The 19,838-nt window shown below is 41.5% G+C and carries 13 protein-coding genes; 12 read left to right on the top strand and 1 reads right to left on the bottom strand.

Going from position 1 to position 19,838, the window contains the following annotated elements; translation table 11 throughout:
* Window positions 1-26 precede the first annotated feature (26 nt).
* From FXV77_RS15940 to ybeY, 3 genes are read left to right on the top strand one after another with little or no spacing between them, the layout of a single operon-like run.
* Window positions 27-1,631, top strand: coding sequence for a SusD/RagB family nutrient-binding outer membrane lipoprotein (locus tag FXV77_RS15940; RefSeq protein WP_148920228.1), 1,605 nt, complete (start codon window positions 27-29; stop codon window positions 1,629-1,631).
* Window positions 1,632-1,673: 42 nt separating this feature from the next.
* On the top strand, window positions 1,674-2,087 hold the full coding sequence (gene ruvX, locus FXV77_RS15935) for a Holliday junction resolvase RuvX (protein ID WP_148920227.1): 414 nt from the start codon (window positions 1,674-1,676) through the stop codon (window positions 2,085-2,087).
* Between the two features lie 11 nt (window positions 2,088-2,098).
* On the top strand, window positions 2,099-2,533 hold the full coding sequence (gene ybeY / locus FXV77_RS15930) for an rRNA maturation RNase YbeY (protein WP_148920226.1): 435 nt from the start codon (window positions 2,099-2,101) through the stop codon (window positions 2,531-2,533).
* 69 nt (window positions 2,534-2,602) lie between these two features.
* On the opposite strand, the gene FXV77_RS15925 is transcribed toward ybeY, so the two are convergent.
* Window positions 2,603-3,022 carry a nucleoside-diphosphate kinase gene (locus FXV77_RS15925; RefSeq protein ID WP_148920225.1) on the bottom strand — a complete coding sequence of 140 codons (420 nt, stop codon included), beginning with the start codon at window positions 3,020-3,022 and terminating at the stop codon, window positions 2,603-2,605.
* A gap of 167 nt (window positions 3,023-3,189) precedes the next feature.
* Between FXV77_RS15925 and FXV77_RS15920 the strand changes: the two genes are divergently transcribed.
* The 9 genes from FXV77_RS15920 to FXV77_RS15880 all read left to right on the top strand — a co-directional run bounded on the left by FXV77_RS15920 (window position 3,190) and on the right by FXV77_RS15880 (window position 19,825).
* Complete coding sequence (locus tag FXV77_RS15920; RefSeq protein ID WP_148920224.1) at window positions 3,190-3,678, top strand: MarR family winged helix-turn-helix transcriptional regulator; 489 nt, start codon at window positions 3,190-3,192, stop codon at window positions 3,676-3,678.
* A 31-nt stretch (window positions 3,679-3,709) separates the two neighbouring features.
* Window positions 3,710-6,136 (top strand): 3-hydroxyacyl-CoA dehydrogenase/enoyl-CoA hydratase family protein, encoded by a 2,427-nt coding sequence (locus FXV77_RS15915; protein WP_148920223.1) that lies wholly within the window; start codon window positions 3,710-3,712, stop codon window positions 6,134-6,136.
* Window positions 6,137-6,143: 7 nt separating this feature from the next.
* Window positions 6,144-7,319 carry an acetyl-CoA C-acyltransferase gene (locus FXV77_RS15910; protein WP_148920222.1) on the top strand — a complete coding sequence of 392 codons (1,176 nt, stop codon included), beginning with the start codon at window positions 6,144-6,146 and terminating at the stop codon, window positions 7,317-7,319.
* Between the two features lie 14 nt (window positions 7,320-7,333).
* Window positions 7,334-9,115 (top strand): acyl-CoA dehydrogenase family protein, encoded by a 1,782-nt coding sequence (locus FXV77_RS15905; RefSeq protein WP_148920221.1) that lies wholly within the window; start codon window positions 7,334-7,336, stop codon window positions 9,113-9,115.
* Between the two features lie 395 nt (window positions 9,116-9,510).
* Window positions 9,511-12,102, top strand: coding sequence for a TonB-dependent receptor (locus tag FXV77_RS15900; protein WP_148920220.1), 2,592 nt, complete (start codon window positions 9,511-9,513; stop codon window positions 12,100-12,102).
* Window positions 12,103-12,403: 301 nt separating this feature from the next.
* Window positions 12,404-15,478, top strand: coding sequence for a SusC/RagA family TonB-linked outer membrane protein (locus FXV77_RS15895; RefSeq protein WP_148920219.1), 3,075 nt, complete (start codon window positions 12,404-12,406; stop codon window positions 15,476-15,478).
* A gap of 60 nt (window positions 15,479-15,538) precedes the next feature.
* Entirely contained in the window at window positions 15,539-16,939 is a 1,401-nt protein-coding gene (locus FXV77_RS15890; RefSeq protein ID WP_148920218.1) for a RagB/SusD family nutrient uptake outer membrane protein, read from the top strand.
* A 41-nt stretch (window positions 16,940-16,980) separates the two neighbouring features.
* A complete protein-coding gene (locus FXV77_RS15885; protein WP_148920217.1) occupies window positions 16,981-18,333 on the top strand; it encodes a DoxX family protein in 1,353 nt (450 codons plus the stop codon).
* Window positions 18,334-18,355: 22 nt separating this feature from the next.
* Complete coding sequence (locus FXV77_RS15880) at window positions 18,356-19,825, top strand: hypothetical protein (RefSeq protein ID WP_148920216.1); 1,470 nt, start codon at window positions 18,356-18,358, stop codon at window positions 19,823-19,825.
* The last annotated feature ends 13 nt before the right edge of the window (window positions 19,826-19,838 follow it).

Genomic DNA, 19,838 nt, shown 5'->3' with positions numbered 1-19,838 from the left:
GATTGTATTAACAAGGAGGAATTTATATGAAAACGATTAAATATATTTCATTATTTGTATTTGCCATTTTTTTGTACAGCTGTACAAAAGATTTGACATCGCTCAATGAAAACCCGGCAGGATATAGCGAGCTGGATCCAGCGTACCAATTTACGGCAGTGCAGGCAGGTATGTCGGGTGATCGGGAAGATGTATGGCGTTATGATTTATTGCTGGCTTCACCGATGGTTCAGCACCTTGGTGGTGCTTGGGGCATTCAAGCAGGTGGTATGTACCAAGTGTTCGATCTCACGTATTGGGCAAGCCACTGGGAGAAGACCTATCCCCGTGAGCTGAAGAATATAGAAGATATTGTATACAAAACAACAAATGATCTCGAACAGGTGAATATCCATGCTGCTGCGCGTATCCTGCGTGTCATGATCTATGCGAAAATGACAGATTTATATGGCGACATACCTTACTCAGAAGCTATCAGAGGATACACAGATGGCATCTTGTTACCGAGATATGATAAACAAGAGGATATTTATACTGATTTCTTTAAAGAGCTGGATGAGGCTGTAGCGCAATTGGATGTAGATAAAGGTCCGTTTGATGGCGACTTGTTTTACAATGGTGATATAGCTCAATGGAAGAAGCTCGGAAACTCCCTACGTTTACGTTTAGGTTTTCGATTAACAAAAGTGAATGAACAGGAAGCGCGTAAACAAGTGGAGGCTGCTTTGGCTGGAGGTGTATTGGAAAGCAACGCTGATATAGCTATGACTAAGCATATGAACTTAAGCTACCGTGAAAATGAATATAGAGGGAATGGACGTTCTCAGGTATTTAAAAACGAACCTATTTCCTCCGGATTTAAGCTAACAACAACGTTGGTCGACTACATGTACGACCGACAAGACCCAAGATTAAAGATCTACGGTGGAACCTATCTGGGGGATGGTATCATTGGTATATCACAAGGTGTTCAAGATATTACCGATTATATTGATCCTGTAGGCGTGAGACCGGGAGCAATGGGTTGGGACTATTGGGAAGATTATGGCAGTATAGTCGATGGAGATGGAATCTCTCGTTGGGTAGGACATTCCTTTAAATTTGTGCAACCCAGTATATATGTCTCGGCACTGGATGCCCCCTTCTTTCATTTAACGTATGCAGAAGTAGCGTTTTTAAAAGCGGAAGCAGCGTTAAGGGGTTGGGGCGGCTTGTTTAATGTAACCGAGCATTTCAACAAAGGGATAGAGGCTAGTTGTGAAATGATGACATATTATCCGGGTGCGCCGGCTATCGATTCAGATAAAATCGAAATCCTGAAAACAAGCTATAGTCCGTTTCCGGCTGATTTTGAAGAGGCAATGGATGCAATACATGGGCAAATGTGGGTAAACTTTTTTCTTAATGGCGTAGAAGCATACTCGAACTATAGACGTACCGGATATCCTTCGGTCATTATTCCTTTTGAAGGAACAGCATCGAATCCGAGCGAAACAAGGGGGATTATTCCGAAACGCTTCTTTTATCCACAGTCGGAACTAATCCAGAATACTACAAACGTAAAAGAGGCCATAAGCCGCATGGGCGAAAAAGATGATTGGTTGAAACCCGTATGGTGGGATAAACAATAAAAAGCTCAGCAAGGATTCGTATTTTTGTGCAAACAGACAGATATGCGCATCATGGCTTTTGATTATGGAACGAAGCGAATAGGTATTGCGGTTACCGACCCGATGCAACTTATCGCAACGTCGCTGACGACAGTTCATCCGGAAGAAATTTGGGAATTTTTGGCAGATTATCTTCAAAAAGAAGAAGTGGAAACGTTTGTGGTGGGAAAACCCTTACAGATGGATGGAACGGCATCGCAGTCAGCACAACATATTGTTGGTTTCATCCGAAAGCTAAGGAAAATTTATCCTGGTATTCCGATCGTAGAAATTGATGAACGCTTTACTTCTAAAATGGCTTCCAGCGTTATTGCCCAAAGTGGTATGAGAAAGCATAAACGACAGGAGAAGGGTTTAGTCGATGCTGTATCAGCAACCATCATTCTACAAACCTATATGGACTCCAAAGCATTTTAATACAATATACAATGGCATTAAGAGATATTTCGTTTTTCAACGAGGACATTGATTATCAAATTAAAGGCAAACAAAAAATACGACAATGGATCGGTACCACGATTACGGCAGAGGGCTTTGACCGAATCGGTGAATTAAATTTTATTCTCTGTTCAGACGCCTATTTGTTAGAAATCAACAAACAATATTTGGATCATGATACGTATACCGATATTGTGACATTTGATTCTTCGGAAGAGGATAATGTTATTGCAGGCGATATTTTTATATCTGTAGAAAGGACAGCAGAGAATGCGTTGAAGTTTGGTGTTTCGGAACGTGATGAATTGCATCGTGTGATCATTCACGGGGTATTACACCTTTGTGGATATTTGGATAAGAAAAAGGAAGATAAAGAGTTGATGACAGCGAAGGAGAACGAATACTTAAGCAAACGAGCGTTTTAAAAAAGCATATAAATATAAAAAAAGGGTAATCATTGGATTACCCTTTTTTTAAAACGCATATGTCGAGTTTTAAAATCTTTCGAATTTTGAGAAAAAGAAATTACCTTCAATTTCTGCATTTTCATCCGAATCCGATCCATGAACGGCATTGGCATCGATAGATTTTGCATATTTATTACGAATCGTTCCTTCTGCTGCCTCAGCTGGATTTGTCGCGCCGATTAATCTGCGGAAATCTTCGACAGCATTGTCTTTTTCCAAAATAGCAGCCACGATTGGACCTGATGTCATAAAGCTAACTAAATCACTATAAAAAGGTCTTTCTTTATGCACAGCATAGAAGTTGCCGGCAGTTTCTTTTGTAAGCTGGATGTATTTCATAGCGACGATTTTGAAACCGTCTGCGATAATATCATTTAAGATAGCACCGATGTGACCATTTGCTACTGCATCTGGTTTAATCATCGTAAAAGTTCTATTTGTTGCCATATTGATAAATTTTTGTGCAAATTTACACAAAAATTTACTTATCAGAGGAAATATACGGGAATTAGAGTAAAGATAAAAAGCAGTAAAATATTAACCTAAAAAAAATTGTTTTATCCAAGAGACTTATTATATTTGTTATGCTTGCATAGTAAACTATAAATCGAATTATGTCTCAAGACAATACCATAGATTATTTTTTGAAAACCTGTTGGCAAACGGTAGCTAACAAGTACAACATCATTGCTTCGCAATTTGGGTTCACCCAAGCAGCTGGTTATATTTTAATTAATATACATAAAGAAGGCACCTCAGTTTCTCAAATTGCAAATGCTACGGGAGTGAAAACGACATCGTTGTCTAGGGTGTTAAACAATTTAGAAACGTTAGGGTTTATCTATAGAGAGGTAAATGCATCCGATAAACGGTCTGTAAAGGTGTATTTGACGCCCTTGGGTATGGAAAAGCGAAAACTCGCGAAAGACGTTGTTCGGAGCTTTAATGAATTTTTAGAGTCCCAGATTCCCGAAGAGGAGCGCATGCAGTTGATTCAAACGTTACAAAAGATCAATACATTGACGGCAAGTTATCAATTGCAACAAGAAGTACGGGTAGAGAAAAAGGGTGAGGGAGTGCGGGACGTCGGTATTAGAAAATAGTTGTGAGACATTTGTACTAAAACGTAACAGAATGGATAAACATATTAAGAAAGTAGCTGTTTTAGGTTCGGGGGTGATGGGTTCGAGGATAGCCTGTCACTTTGCGAATGTTGGTATTGAGGTACTCTTGTTGGACATTGTGCCAAGGGAGCTGTTACCACAGGAAGAAGCTAAAGGATTAACATTAGAAAGTCCGGTCGTTCGAAATCGGATAGTGAACAATTCTTTGGATACGGCGTTGAAAACCAATCCGTCACCCATTTATAGCAAACACTATGTAAAGCGTATACATACCGGAAATTTTGAAGATGATATGCCCGTTATTGCAACGTGTGATTGGGTTATTGAGGTGGTTGTCGAACGATTAGATATAAAAAAAACTGTTTTTGAACAGGTAGAAGAACACCGGAAGGCGGGTACGCTCATTACATCGAATACTTCCGGAATCCCCATTCATTTGATGACAGAGGGGAGATCAGATGATTTTAAAGCCCATTTTTGTGGGACGCATTTTTTCAATCCCCCCCGTTATCTCGAGTTGCTGGAAATTATTCCAACAGCTGATACCAAACCGGAAGTCATCGATTTTCTATTGCATTTTGGAGACAAAATGTTAGGTAAAACGGTGGTGTTATGTAAGGATACGCCGGCTTTCATAGGGAACCGTGTCGGGGTTTACTCCATGTTAGCGTTGATACATCTCGTGGAGCAGATAGGGTTATCTGTAGAAGAGGTAGATAAATATACGGGACCTGCAATGGGCCACCCAAAGTCGGCTACCTTTCGGACAGCAGACGTTGTGGGATTGGATACATTAGTCAATGTAGCGCAGGGGCTGACACAAAATGTCCCTAACGATGAAGCGAAAGAGGTTTTTCAGTTGCCGTCCTATATCACCAAAATGGTAGAGAATAAATGGTTGGGTGAAAAATCCAAACAAGGTTTTTATAAAAAAGTAAAAGACGACAAAGGCAATTCGGTCATTCTTGCGCTCGATTTAAAGACACTGGAATATAAAGAGCAAGAGAAAGTTAAATCGGCAACCCTTGAGGCAACTAAGCCTGTAGAAGATATCCGTAAACGGATGAAAGTTTATGAGCAAGGTACCGATAAATCCGGTACGTTATTCCGTGCCATGCATTATCCATTATTCGAATATGTCTCCCGTCGTATTCCAGAAATTACCGATGACTTTTATCGGATAGATGACGCGATGCGTGCGGGATTCGGTTGGGAACTGGGGCCGTTTGAGGTGTGGGATGCACTGGGCGTGCGGGAAACAATTGATCATATTCGGACAGAAGAGAAAAGGTTACCGGGACAACAAGGTGACGTAGCACAGTGGGTACATGATATGCTGGAAGCCGGACACGACTCTTTCTATAAAGTGCAAGATGGTGTAAGGCATTATTACGATATAGGTTCGAAATCCTATAAACCGATTCCAGGAACCGAAGATTTAATCATTTTAGACCATATTCGGGACACAAAAACCATTTGGAAAAATTCTGGGGTAACTATTACGGATTTGGGTGATGGTATCCTCAATTGTGAGTTTCATACCAAGATGAACACTATTGGTGGGGATGTTATCCAGGGCATCAATAAAGCGATTGATTTAGCGGAAAAGGACTACCGAGGTCTTGTTATTACGAACGATGGTAAAAATTTCTCAGCGGGAGCGAATATCGGGATGATTTTCATGATGGCGGTCGAGCAGGATTATGATGAGCTGAATACAGCGGTGCGTATGTTCCAAAATACGGCCATGCGGATTCGCTATTCATCTATTCCCGTTGTCGTCGCTCCATTCCAATTGACGTTAGGTGGTGGTTGTGAGTTTTCGATGCACGCCGACTTCGTACAATTGCATGCGGAGACGTATATGGGATTAGTAGAATTTGGCGTTGGTGTTATTCCAGGTGGAGGTGGTTCCAAAGAATTTGCCCTTCGCGCCTCGGATGAATATAAACCCGATCAAATTGTACAGAACACGTTAAAAGATCGCTTCTTAACGATAGGACAGGCGAAGGTGTCAACTTCTGCTGTAGAAGCTGCAGAACTGGGCTATTTGAAAGAAGGCAAATATGCCATTACGATGAATCGTAAGCGCTTGCTAGCGGATGCGAAGTCAAAAGCGTTGGAGCTTGCTCATGCAGGGTACATACAGCCCGCTCCGCGAACAGATATTAAAGTGCTCGGAAATCAAGGATTAGGAATAGTTTATGTGGGAGCCTCTTCCATGCGGGAAGGGAATTATATCTCCGACCATGATAAGAAGATCTCCGAGAAATTGGGGTGGGTGATGTGTGGGGGCAACCTGTCAGAACCTACCGAAGTCTCCGAGCAATACCTACTCGATATAGAACGAAAAGCATTTTTGGAATTATGTGCGGAGCGTAAAACATTGGAAAGAATACAACATATGTTGACGAAAGGGAAACCTCTTAGAAATTAATGAAAAGATGGAAGCATACATTATAGCAGGATATCGTACAGCAGTAGGGAAGGCTCCGAGAGGGAGTTTTCGTTTCATGCGTGCAGACGATCTAGCGGCCGAAGTTATTAAGCACATGGTGACAACTATGCCGCAATTGGATGTGGCGAAAATTGATGATGTCGTTGTCGGCAATGCCATGCCAGAGGCAGAACAGGGATTAAATGTTGGGCGGTTGATTTCGTTGATGGGTTTGGATACCGACAAAGTCCCTGGCGTCACGGTAAATCGTTACTGTGCATCTGGTCTAGAAACCATTGCGACGGCTGCAGCGAAGATTAAGTCCGGGATGGCCGATTGTATTATTGCCGGTGGAGTAGAAGTTATGTCGGGAATGCCGTTTGGCGGTTGGAAAATTGTACCAAATCCGGTGGTAGCGAAAGACCATCCCGATTGGTATTGGGGGATGGGACTAACGGCGGAAGCGGTAGCGAAAGAATATCATGTTTCGCGTGAAGATCAAGATGCCTTTGCACTTCGATCGCACCAAAAAGCAATCGCTGCGATAGAAAACGGTCATTTAAAAGACGGAGTTGTGCCGATTAAAGTCACCGAAAACTACCTAAAGGATAATAAAATTGCGACACGCGAATATGTCGTGGATACAGATGAAGGACCAAGACCGGATTCTTCTGCGGCGGCGTTAGCAAAGCTAAAACCAGTCTTTGCAGCAGGCGGTTGTGTTACAGCGGGAAATTCGTCACAAACATCCGACGGGGCGGCCTTTGTTTTGATTGTGTCAGAAAAAATGTTGAAGGAATTGAATGTTAAACCGATAGCACGTTTGGTGAGTTATGCGGTAGCAGGAGTACCGCCGCGGATTATGGGAATAGGTCCAATATTCGCGATCCCAAAAGCGCTGGAAATGGCAGGACTACAAAAAGAAGATATAGACCTTATCGAATTGAACGAAGCTTTTGCTTCACAATCCCTGGCCGTTATCCGTGAATTGGGGTTAGATGAAGAAAAAGTGAACGTCAATGGTGGGGCAATTGCTTTAGGGCATCCCTTAGGCTGTACAGGGGCTAAATTGACCGTACAAATCTTGAACGAGTTAAGACGTCGTGAGAAAAAATACGGTATGGTGACGATGTGTGTAGGAACGGGACAAGGTGCAGCGGGAATCTTTGAGATGTTAGATTAAGGAATATATAAACAATGGAGACAAAAGCTATGAAAGGCGGGGAATTCGTGGTCCGTGAAACCCCTTATACGGAAGTTTTTATTCCGGAAGAGTTTGATGAAGAAGCAAAAATGATTCGCCAGACGTGTTTGGATTTTCTTGATGCGGAGGTGTTGGATAAGCTCGATAGAATTGATGCACAGGAAGAGGGGTTGATGCAAAGTCTGCTGGATAAAGCCGGAGAATTGGGTTTGTTGGGCGTGTCTATCCCCGAGCAATATGGAGGATTTGGCAAGAACTTCAATACATCTATGTTAGTTGGCGATGCCGTAGGTGGTGGCTATTCATTTGCCGTGGCACTGTCGGCACATACCGGCATTGGTACATTACCTATCTTGTATTATGGAAATGACGAACAAAAAGAAAAATATATTCCAAAGTTAACGTCAGGAGAATGGAAAGCAGCCTATTGTTTGACGGAGCCTAACGCAGGATCGGATGCGAATTCGGGGCGTTCCTCAGTAAGGTTAAATATAGAAGAGACACACTATCTACTCAATGGGCAAAAAATGTGGATTACAAATGGTGGATTCGCCGATGTATTCATTGTATTTGCAAAAATTGATAACGATAAAAATCTCAGTGCTTTTATTGTAGAAAGAGATTTTGGGGGGATTACCATGAATCCCGAAGAGCATAAGATGGGTATCAAAGGGTCATCCACAAGACAGATATTTTTTAATGATTGTCCGGTTCCGGCAGAGAACCTATTGTCTGAAAGGGAAAATGGCTTTAAGATTGCCGTTAATATTCTAAATATTGGACGTATCAAATTAGGTGCCGCGACCATTGGTTCTGCACGTTCTGTCGTTACGCAAGCCGTAAAATATGCGAATGAGCGCGTACAATTTAACTTGCCCATATCCAAATTTGGGGCAATTCGTCATAAATTGGCTGAAATGGCTATCCGCCTGTACGCTAATGAATCTGCTGCTTATCGGGCCGGACAGAATATTGATGATGCTTATGCTGCGCTTGTTGCCGGCGGGATGGATGAAGCGAAAGCCAAGTTAAAATCTACAGAACAGTTTGCCATAGAATGTGCAATTATAAAAGTATGGTGCTCTGAAATGCTGGATTATGTTGTTGATGAAGGTGTGCAAATTTATGGAGGTATGGGTTATTCGGCTGAAGGTCCGATGGAAAGAGCTTATCGCGATTCCCGTATTAATCGGATTTTCGAGGGTACGAATGAAGTGAACCGCTTGTTAGTAGTGGATATGTTATTGAAGCGTGCGATGAAAGGAGAGCTGGATTTGATGGGACCCGCAACGGCTGTTGCAAATGAATTGATGGCTATTCCTGATTTCGGAGAAGAAGACGAAACTGTTTTTGCCGCTGAAAAGAAAATTATAGCGAACTTGAAAAAAGCCGGTCTAATGGTGGCAGGCGCGGCGGTACAGAAACTGATGATGAGCTTGTCGAAAGAGGAGGAGATATTGATGAATATTGCGGATATCATTGGTTATATTTATGTGGCGGAGTCGATATTGTTGCGGGCGGAGAAAATTTATCACATACAGGGAGAGCATGCTGCTGCTTTTTCCTTAGATATGGCAAGGGTATACTTATATGCTACGCTGGATAAAGTAGCTACAGCAGGTAAGGAAGCACTCTATGCCTTTGCAGAAGGAGATGAACTGAAAATGATGTTGGTTGGTCTTCGTCGTTTTACAAAAGCTGAGCCATTCAATACAAAAGAAGCTCGTCAGCGGATTGCGAAGAAAATGATCGACGAGAATAAATATTGTTTTTAGACATTGTTTTTGATTGATTTGGCCTGTCACAGTATGTGTGGCAGGCTTTTTTGTTTTTTTTAAATAAAATCTATCTATTTGGTAGACTTTGTTAAAAATGTTTTTATATTTGTCCTGTTCGTTTCAATTGGCGTTGGCAACGATAGTATAAAACATTAAAACAAAACATGGAAAACTACAACCTAATTTTAAGTTCAGCGGTTAAAGTAAATCGCAATTTAATCAATCTCTATTGCCTTTCACTTCGGATGCGAATGTGTTGTTGCTAATATTCCCCTCTATATAAAAACACAGAAAAGGGAAACATTGCTGTTTCCCTCCTGTGTTCAATAAGTAAATTACAAGTTCAATTGGCGTTGGCACTTGTCAGTATTCACTATCAAACATCCGAAAATATGAAAAAATATGGAGTATTGCGATACTCAACTGCTTTATTGTTTGTTTTTCTACTCAAACAGAACCTATTCTCACAAGTACAACCTCAACCGATCATTAATGCTACATTAGAAGGTGTCGTTGTTGACTCGGTTTCCAGAGAACCAATTGAAGGGGCAACTATTCAACTCGAGGCGGTGACTCATAGTGTCCGCACGGACAGAAACGGAAGATTTGTGTTTGTCACTGGTCAGAAATTACCCCTCACGTTGATTGTCACGGTTGTGGGCTATCAGCAGAAAAGAGTTGTCGCCAATAATTCACCGACTACGATAGAATTATCACCCAAACAGGAAACATTGGACCAAGTTATTGTAACGTCGCGGAGAAGGAGAGAGCAACTTCAGGATGTGCCTATTCCGGTCTCTATAGTACGAGCGAGCACGATAGAAGATGCGGGGGCATTTAATGTCGGTAGAATTAAGGAAATAGTTCCCACGGTACAGCTTTACTCTTCCAATCCGCGTAATACGACGTTAAACATCAGAGGGTTGGGATCTACATACGGTCTTACCAATGATGGTATAGATCCGGGTGTGGGATTTTATTTAGATGGTGTCTATTTGGCACGTCCCGCTGCGACATCTTTAGATTTTATTGATATTGAGCAAATTGAAGTATTGCGCGGTCCCCAAGGAACACTATTTGGTAAAAATACGACGTCGGGAGCTTTTAATATAACCTCCCGTCAACCTGAATTCACACCCAGTGCAAATTTCGAGTTGAGTTACGGTAACTACGGTTATATACAGGCTAAAACATCTTTAACTGGCCCATTAATCAAAGATAAGCTGGCAGCTCGTGTCTCTTTTTCAGGAACACAGCGTGACGGAACTTTGTATAATGTTCATTCCGATCGCCAGATTAATGACATTAATAACTTAGGTGTGAGAGGACAATTGTTATTTACGCCGAATGAGAATTTAAACATATCATTGGCCGGAGATGTGACGAAGCAACGTCCGGATGGTTACGGCTGGGGTATCGCCGGAGTTGTTGAAAACCAACGATCAGCCTATCGCCAGTTCAATAAAATTATTGAAGACTTAGGTTATGAAATTCCCTACAAAAGTGCTTTCGAAAGAAAAGTGGATTTGGATACCCGTTCTAAGGCTGACAATGAACTAGGTGGCGTGTCTCTTAACGTGGATTATAAAATTGGAAACGGTACATTGACATCTACGTCAGCCTGGCGTTATTGGGATTGGGTACCGCTAAATGACAGAGATTATTTAGGTGTTCCTGCTTATACTATTTCAGCCGGAAATTCCGTACACGATCAATGGTCGCAGGAATTTCGATATTCCGGTAATATTAGTGAAAAAGTAAGTGCTGTTGTCGGCGTATTCGGTTTATGGCAGGATTTGAAAACGGATCCGGTACACACAGAAGAAGCCGGTGAAGCATTATGGCGCTTTCAGCAAAACAATGAGTCGGCCACGCAATGGGGTCCGGGTCTGATCGATAGAGTTGGCATTCGTACCAAATATGGTATCAAAAGTACGAGTTTAGCCGTTTTCTCCCAATTTGACTGGGCGATTACTTCTAAATTACATCTATTGCCGGGATTACGGTATAACTACGATAAAAAAGTAGCCGATTACGACCGTAAAAAGTATATCGATAACACCATAGATTATACGCCGGAACAATTTGCAGCGGTAAATAGTATCTATTCTGATCAAACATTTGATGTAAATGCTGACGCCGGAAATCTGTCCGGTCAACTGTCACTCCAATATCGGTTTAACCCTTTTTACAACGCTTACGCAACCTATTCTAAAAGTTACAAGCCAATAGGAATCAACGTCGGTGGACTGCCGGTTATTGATGGAGAAGTCGCGACCGATCTAGCGGAAGTAAAGCCGGAATCTGTAAACCACGTGGAATTTGGCGTAAAAACCAGCCCTAACCGAAATGCTTTTTTGAACTTAACAGTATACCAGACAAATATTAAAGATTATCAGGCGCAAGTACAAACACCGGATCCGGGAGTAAACAGAGGTTACTTAGCCAATGCGGAGAAAGTGCGCGTACAAGGTATTGAACTAGATGGAAGCGTTAGGCCGTGGGAATTTTTGAGACTGAATGGATCATTGGCTTATACGGATGGAAAATATGTTTCGTTCACTAACGCGCCTGTTCCATTGGAAGAAGTGGGAGGTCCCGAAGCCTTTAAAGATGTTTCCGGTGGAGAACTTCCTGGGATTTCGAAGTGGTCTTGGTCATTGTCCGCCGAATTGACGACAAAGGGGCGCTTGTTAGGACTGTCAGGAAATTACTTTTTGGGAACGGATCTTTTTTATCGGTCTAAATTTTCGTCTAGCCCGTCACCATCACAATACTTGAACATAGATGCCTATGCATTACTAAACGCACGTGTAGGATTCCGGGCGGCAAGTGGACTCTCTGTCATTGTATGGAGCAGGAATTTGACGAATAAAGATTATTATGAGCAATTACTCGCTGCTCCGGGTAATTTCGGTCAATATGCTGGGGTAATTGGCGATCCGCAGACCTATGGTGTGACGCTGCGATATAATCTCAGATGATTATGCTTTCAATAGAAATGAAAAATATGGATACAATGAAACCATCATGATTTATTCAATCACACAATGAGATGAATAAATTTGATAGCTTCACCAACTATAAAAAATAAATTTAATCAGATGAAAAATAGAATAATCTTATTTTGTCTTTGTTATCGCATGCGAATGCCTTGTTATTAACTTTCCTCTCTACATAAAAAGCAAAAGGGGAAGTTGACGCTTCCCCTTTTTGTTCAATAACAAATAACAAGTTCAATTGGTCTTGGCACTTGTCCGTATTTACTATTAAACATTCAAAACTATGAAATATCGTAGAGTATTCCGATACTCGCTTCCCATTTTTTTATTCTTGATTTTTGTTCCGCCGGCTCAATCGCAGGAAACAAAACCGATTATTAATGCATCGCTTGTTGGAACTGTCATTGATTCAGTAACGAGAGAGCCCATTGCAGGCGCTACGGTACAACTTGAAGCCGTTACCCATAGCGTGAAAACTGATCGTAATGGAAATTTTTCATTTATAACGGGACAAAAGTTGCCTTTTACCGTAACGGTCTCTTATTTGGGATACGAGAACAAGAAGTTAGTTATTACCACTTCTCCTACCGTGATCGCACTTTCTCCTTCTGAAAAAGAACTTGATGAAGTGGTGGTGGTTGGCTACGGTACACAAAGGAGACAAGATTTGACGGGATCTATTGCTAAAATCGATGCCGCTGAAGTCAATAAGATTCCAGTAGCCAGTTTTGATGCCCAATTGCAGGGAAAAGCGCCAGGAGTACAGGTTCTTACTAACTCTGGAGTGCCGGGGGAGGCGATTTTTTTAAGGGTGAGAGGTACCACATCTATTAACTCCAGTAGTGATCCTTTATATATAGTGGATGGCGTATTCCTAAACAATACATCTTTACAGAATATCAGCCTAGCAGGCCGGGTCACTTCGCCTTTGGCCGACATAAATCCAGGAGATATTGAATCTATAGAAGTGTTAAAAGACGCGGCGGCAACGGCTATATATGGTTCCCGTGGGGCAAATGGTGTGGTTATTATTACTACAAAGCAAGGTAATTATGGCGCCACAACAAAAATTGATCTCAATGTATCAAATGGTTGGGTTCAAGCCGATAAATCGTTGTTGCCCCCGCTGGCAACGGGTCCTGAAGTGGCTGAGCTGGCTAATGAGTGGCATATTAACTCCGGGATCGATAATGGTCAAACTTATGATTATGCCTATGCCCGTAGACCTTTTCGTCCAGTCAATGAGGTAATTAATGGTGTGCCCGGTCTAGGGACTCCGGAAGAAACTCCTACCTATGACAGGTTAGGGCTCTTATTAAGAAAGGGATATATACAAGATTATAATTTGGGAATTAGCGGAGGAGGACAAGACTCGAGATATTATTTAGGAGCAGGGTATACCGGCCAACAGTCGTATCTTAAAGTTCTTGAGTTCCAGAGAGCTAGCTTAAAGTTTAATTTCGATCAGAAATTATCCGAAAAAGTTAAAATTGGATTAACCAACAGTTTCTCAAGAAGCTATAGAAATCAGGCAAGGACAGGAGATGGTCCACAGGTTCAATTGTACAACTCTGCTATCGCGAGGGCAGTTTATGAGCCTATCTTCACCGACGAAGGAACAGCCAGTGGGGCAGACAATACCTATACGTTAATCAATAATTACGACATCAACACCGTTAGCTTGCGGTATGTAGGAAGTGCTTTTGTTGAAGCGGATCTTGCCAAAGGGTTAAAATTAAGATCAAGTATAAGTTTGGATTATAATCAATATGATGAGTCGCAATATTGGAATACCAATACGAGTATCGGTAGCGCACAAGATGGCGAGTCAACAAGTGGGATTTCCAGAAGCGGTACCTGGATAAACGAACAAACGTTAACTTATCAAAAGAAGTTTGACAACCACCAAATTACAGCGTTAGTAGGAAATACTTTACAAAGCAATACGTTGCAATACAATTATGCCCAAGGAGTTGGTTTTGCCAATGACAATTATAAACTCATCTCATCTGCATCTGTAAGAACTGCCTCTGAAAGTTGGACCCAATATACCATAGCCTCATTCTTTGGAAGGGCAGGATATAATTATGCAGACAGATATATCGTAGAAGCTACACTCAGAACAGATGGTTCTTCTAAATTTCTTGGAAATAATCGATGGGGTTACTTCCCTGCTTTTTCTATGGGTTGGCGGATTGTCGAAGAAGATTTCTTAAAAGGCGCTTCCTGGGTTAACGATTTAAAGTTAAGAGCTTCCTGGGGGATTACGGGTAATCAGGCTGGTATCGATAACTTTGCCTCCCGAGGATTATGGAGCGGTGGAGCGGCGTATGCGGATATTTTAGGGACGCCGCGGGCAGGTATTGCACCGTATCAGTTAGGAAACGAAAATTTACGTTGGGAAGAAACGGCGCAGACTAACTTAGGATTGGATTTTGCGACGTTCAACAATAGGTTGTCGTTCACGGTAGACGTATATAACAAGTATACTTCTGGCGTATTGCTAGAACAACCTATTCCCGCATCATCTGGTTTCTCAAGCTATTGGGCGAATATTGGTGAGATCAGAAACAGAGGGTATGAGGTTACGGTCAGTTCATCCAATATTCGACGGAAGAATTTTTCATGGAATACGAGCCTTAACATATCCGGGAATCAAAATAGAATTGAAAAATTACCAGCCCAGATCTCGTTCTATAGTCGGGACTGGGTGGTGGCCCGAGAGGGTTATTCTCTAAATTCCTTTTGGTTGTATGAACAATTGTACGTGGACCCGCAAACCGGTGACCCTGTATTTGACGGGCAGTTACCGGATGGCACATTACCTATTGAGGCACGAAAAATCATGGGGAGTGCCTATCCTAAATTCTATGGTGGGTTAAACAATACATTTACTTTCAAGCAGTTTGACCTAAGCACAGATATCAGCTTCCAGTATGGAAATCAGAGCGTGAATTTGTATCGGTATTTCAGAGAGCGAAACCCGACGAGTGGTGGTATCTTCGAAAACTTGCTGAATAGATGGCAACAACCAGGTGATATCACGGATGTCCCTCGTTTGACTTCCCAAGGCTTGAATTATACGCTTGATCAAAACAGCCGTTATCTTGAAGATGCTTCTTTCTTAAAAATAAGACAAGTGTCTTTCGGCTATACATTGCCTACAGCTATTTTATCCAGAACAGGCCTCTCCAAAGCGAGAATCTATTTTGTCGGAGCCAATCTATTTGTTTGGAGCCAATTTACCGGCGATCCCGAATCAACTGTCACGAGCAATCCGAACGCCCAGGGACTTGGTGCTTTTGGTACACCTCCTCAGCCAAGAAGTTTTCAATTTGGACTTAATTTGACACTGTAGGCTAGTATGCTGTAGGTGATTAAAGAGAAATTAAGGAACCACTTCAAAAATGAATATAGAATGAACAAGAAAATAATAATAAAAACATGGAGCGCAGCCGTATTAATTTTGTTTGCGTCGTGCGATAAATTTTTAAGTGTTGATCCACAGGAGTATTTGTCGGATGAAGCGACGATAGTCGACGAGGGATCTGCCAGATCTGCTGTGCGGGGTATCTATGATGAACTTAGGTCCAATAATTACTATGGACAGGAGTTTCATTGGCTCAGCCTTTTATCTGCCGATAATACGGTCTATGTGGGCAGCCAGATTGTTCGTCAGCAATTGACCAACCACACGGTAAGAGCGGATTTTGCTGGGATTGAATCCGCATGGAATGCGATATATAGCACAATTAATAGAGCGAATAATGTAATCGATAAAGTACCCGATCTTCCAATTACGGCCGACTTTACGCAGGCGACAAAAGACGGTTTTATCGGAGAGGCGTACTTTGTACGGGCGTTAGCCTACTTTGATCTAGCCAGAACATGGGGAGGCGTACAACTTGTTTTAGAGCCGACTACCTCACCAAATGATTTACCCAATGTAGAGCGAAGTACTTTACAGGGAACATATGCACAGGTTCTCGAGGATTTAAACAATGCAGAGGCATTATTACCCGAAACTACCAATAGGATCCGGGCGACCAAAAAAACGGTATGGGCATTAAAAGCTCGTTATCATTTGTATCAGAAAGAATGGGATGAAGCGATAGACTATGCCACAAGGATTATTGACGATACAGATAATTACGAGTTGGTCAGACCTTATAGTGCTTTCTATGCAGGCAATGCATCCGGGACCAAAGAATCTGTCTTTGAACTCTACTACGATATCAACAACACGAACAACCAACGGTATCAATGGCAGCCAAGTACGAGAGGAGGCGTGGCATGGATTAAACCCTCAAACCCCGTTAACAACGAGCCAGGTAACATTGTTGAGCTTTTGATAGATCCCAATATTGGTGGAGATCGTTCTGCTTTGGTCGAATTACAAACCATTAACAATGCACCGAATTGGTTTGGACTCCTATATTATAGAGATAATAGCACTGATCCTGCATTTATCATCCGTACAGCCGAATTGTATTTGATCCGAGCAGAAGCCTTAGCAGAAAGAGATGCTTCTGGAGATAAAGATGCTTCATTGGCGGATTTGAACGCTGTGCGGGCTAGAGCAAATGTGCCTCTTTTAGGAATTACAGATGTCGCTACAAAGACCGATCTACTATTGGCTATAGAAAATGAGAACCGGGTAGAATTTGCTTTAGAAAATCATCGATGGTATGATCTTGTAAGGACCGGAAGGGCACAATCTGTATTGAATATTGCTAGTACGAACAGGCTATTGCTGCCCATTCCTTATAGTCAGATACAAGTTGATCCTAATCTTAAACAAAATCCGGGATTAGATTAATGTTAAAACTTGTCATTCATATTATTCTAATATTTTAAATAATGTCTACTATTACTACAGAAAACAAGGATTGGAGGCCCCAGCAGATTTTTCTGCTTCGTTTGGCCTTTCTATTTTTCATCGTCCTGTCTATTCCATATGACCTTAATTTGTTTAGGTCATTATCTGGTGGATTCTTTGCATTTGAGAATTGGTTTCAACTGGCGACTTATCGAACATCTTTTATACCAGAAAGTCTTTATGTAGGTATAAATCTGGAAGGCTACTATAACTGGCTTATCGCTTTTTTTGTCGCCTTGTTAGGTACATTTATATGGCAGAAGAGCAAATACAGGAGAAATGATGATTACGATCAGATTTATTATTGGTTACGTGTCCTTATCCGGTATCGTCTGGCGCTCGCTGCCATTTTTTTTGGTGTCGTAAAGTTTCTACCTATACAAATACCCGATGTGACGATCAGTGATTTACATACAGAATATGGTGATTACCTCCTTTGGAAGTTATACTATCTAACCAACGGAATATCGACGGCAGGTTACGTTCCGGTCATCGGTGTGTTAGAAATAGCGGGAGGTCTTCTGCTGTTGAGCAAAAGGACGACTGTGATCGGAGCCGGAATTTTGTTAGCTGTATTTTTGAATGTTGTGTTGGTAAACTTCGTTTATGACATTGGCGAACAAGTGTATAGCTCTTTTTTATTTCTGTTATCTTTTGTTCTTATTCTTTATGATCTACCAAGATTGTATAGTCTTTTGGTTAGGGAGACCACATCTTATCCAGATACATTTGTACCCCTTTACAGCGATAAGATTAGAAAAATAAGGCCGTTTCTTCAAGTCTTGTTTCTGCTAGTTATTAGTATTTTCAGTGTGCAGGCTTATTCATCATGGAAAGATACGGATTACCCGTTTCCTTATGAAAAGGGTATAGAAGCGTCTAGTGGTATTTATGATGTAAGGGACTTTGTGTTGAATGGAGATACACTTGCTTATTCTTTGACCGATTCGGTTCGCTGGCAGAACATCGTGTTCGAAGAGTGGAACACGTTGAGTGTTCGTGAAAACACCAAAGTAAAGATAGACAGCCTCAAGCCGAGGATTGTGTTCCAGTCCAATAAAGATAGAAACTACGAGCAATTGGGCAATGGAGGGCGTCATTTTTATAGATATACATACACGGAGGGAGAAGAGGACAGACCAGCGACACTCAAACTATTCAATAAGACGGACACATCCAGGTTCTACGATTTCACCTATGAGCAACGGAGTAAGAATGAGGTTTTGTTACGAGGAACGGATTGGAAAGGAGACTCCTTGCGTATTACACTCGACCGTCTTCCAAAGCGCTATTTATTGAAAGAAGGTCGGAGGAAGCCGATTAAGATTTATTAATGTATTCAGATTATAAATAACTATGGCAGGTTCAAATCTTACCGTATTAGAGCGCCAGGATTCAAGGTATCAGACCTGGAGCAATGTAGAGAAAATAGCCTTTCGGTTTGCTTTCGTGTTTTTCATTTTGTTGATAATACCGGTTCAGAGCGAATGGTATGTGCGTCTGTTTTCTGCAGAAACATTTTATAATATTTTATCGGCTATTTCAGGTACTCGATTAAATTTTATTCACATTCCTACAGAGAGTGGACGCTGGGGAGCAGCCTCTTTTGCTTCTTGGGGCTTAGCGACATTGATTGCATTATTGGTTGCTGCTATTTGGACAATTCTTAGTCGAAATAGTAAGCGAAAGGAGTATAATGTATTATATTATTGGTTAGGAGTAATCGTTCGTTATCGCATAGCTTTGGGCCTTATCGCTTTTGGATACATCAAGTTTTTTCCCATGCAGATGCCCTTTCCTTCGATTTCAAACTTAAATACGGAATTTGGTGATTATGCTCCTTTTAAACTGTATTGGCAGATCGTGGGCGTATCGTTCAGGTATGAAAGCTTTTTGGGATTTTTGGAAATCGCGGCAGGAACGTTGTTGTTTTTCAGAAAGACTATAGTCTTAGGGGCGATTATCAACGCCGGTGTATTGTTTAATATTGCGCATGCCAATCTGGGGTATGACGGAGCGGTACACGTATACGCATCTTACTTTGTTTTGCTCTCCCTGTTTTTGTTGATGCAATACTTTCCGAATATATGGAAGTTATTTATCAAGAGAGAAACTGTCACTCCCTACTATTATAGACCAGATTTCAGTGGGAAAACAAAAAAATATGTACACTTAGGCACAAAAGCAACCATCATAGTCCTTTTCATTGTTGTGTATGGTTATTTTAGGTACGATAGATTTTACAATCAAGGTATACTAAAAGAACCTGTTGTGCCGGGATTGTCTGGCGCGGCAGGCCATTATAACATCAGTTCATTTGTTTTGAACGGCGATACGCTTCCATATTCTCCGCACGATTCGTTGAGGTGGCATGATGCCGTTTTTGAGCGTTATTCTACATTGGTCTATAAAGTAAAAAAGGATATTGATATAGCGGTAGGCAATGGTACGCCTAGTGTCGGCGATATACTAAAAGATTATGAGTTGACGGGAAGAGCAGGTGGTAAGACCTATTTGTATTACGAGATCGATTCAGCTACTCACAAACTTTATCTTGTGGACAAAAACCAGAAATTCTCAAAGGAATTGAGAAAACGCCTGGACAAAGAAAACAGTATAGGTCTCAAAGAGCTTTACGGTACATCAACAGGTGATAGCATAAATATTTTGTTGTGGAGCTACGAACGACCTGACAAGGATCGGGTCGTGTTGTCAGGAAAAGATGTAAATAAAGACAGCATAACTGTGGTGCTGGATCGTTTGGATGAAAGCTACCTGACTGGAAAAGAATGGTATATGGAGAACAACAAATTCACGTATAACTAAATAAAGTTACGCT

This window comes from Sphingobacterium phlebotomi, assembly GCF_008180195.1.
GTDB classification, from domain to species: Bacteria; Bacteroidota; Bacteroidia; order Sphingobacteriales; family Sphingobacteriaceae; genus Sphingobacterium; species Sphingobacterium phlebotomi.
Note: the sequence above shows the minus strand (reverse complement) of the source record. Positions and strands in the feature narration are given on the sequence as shown.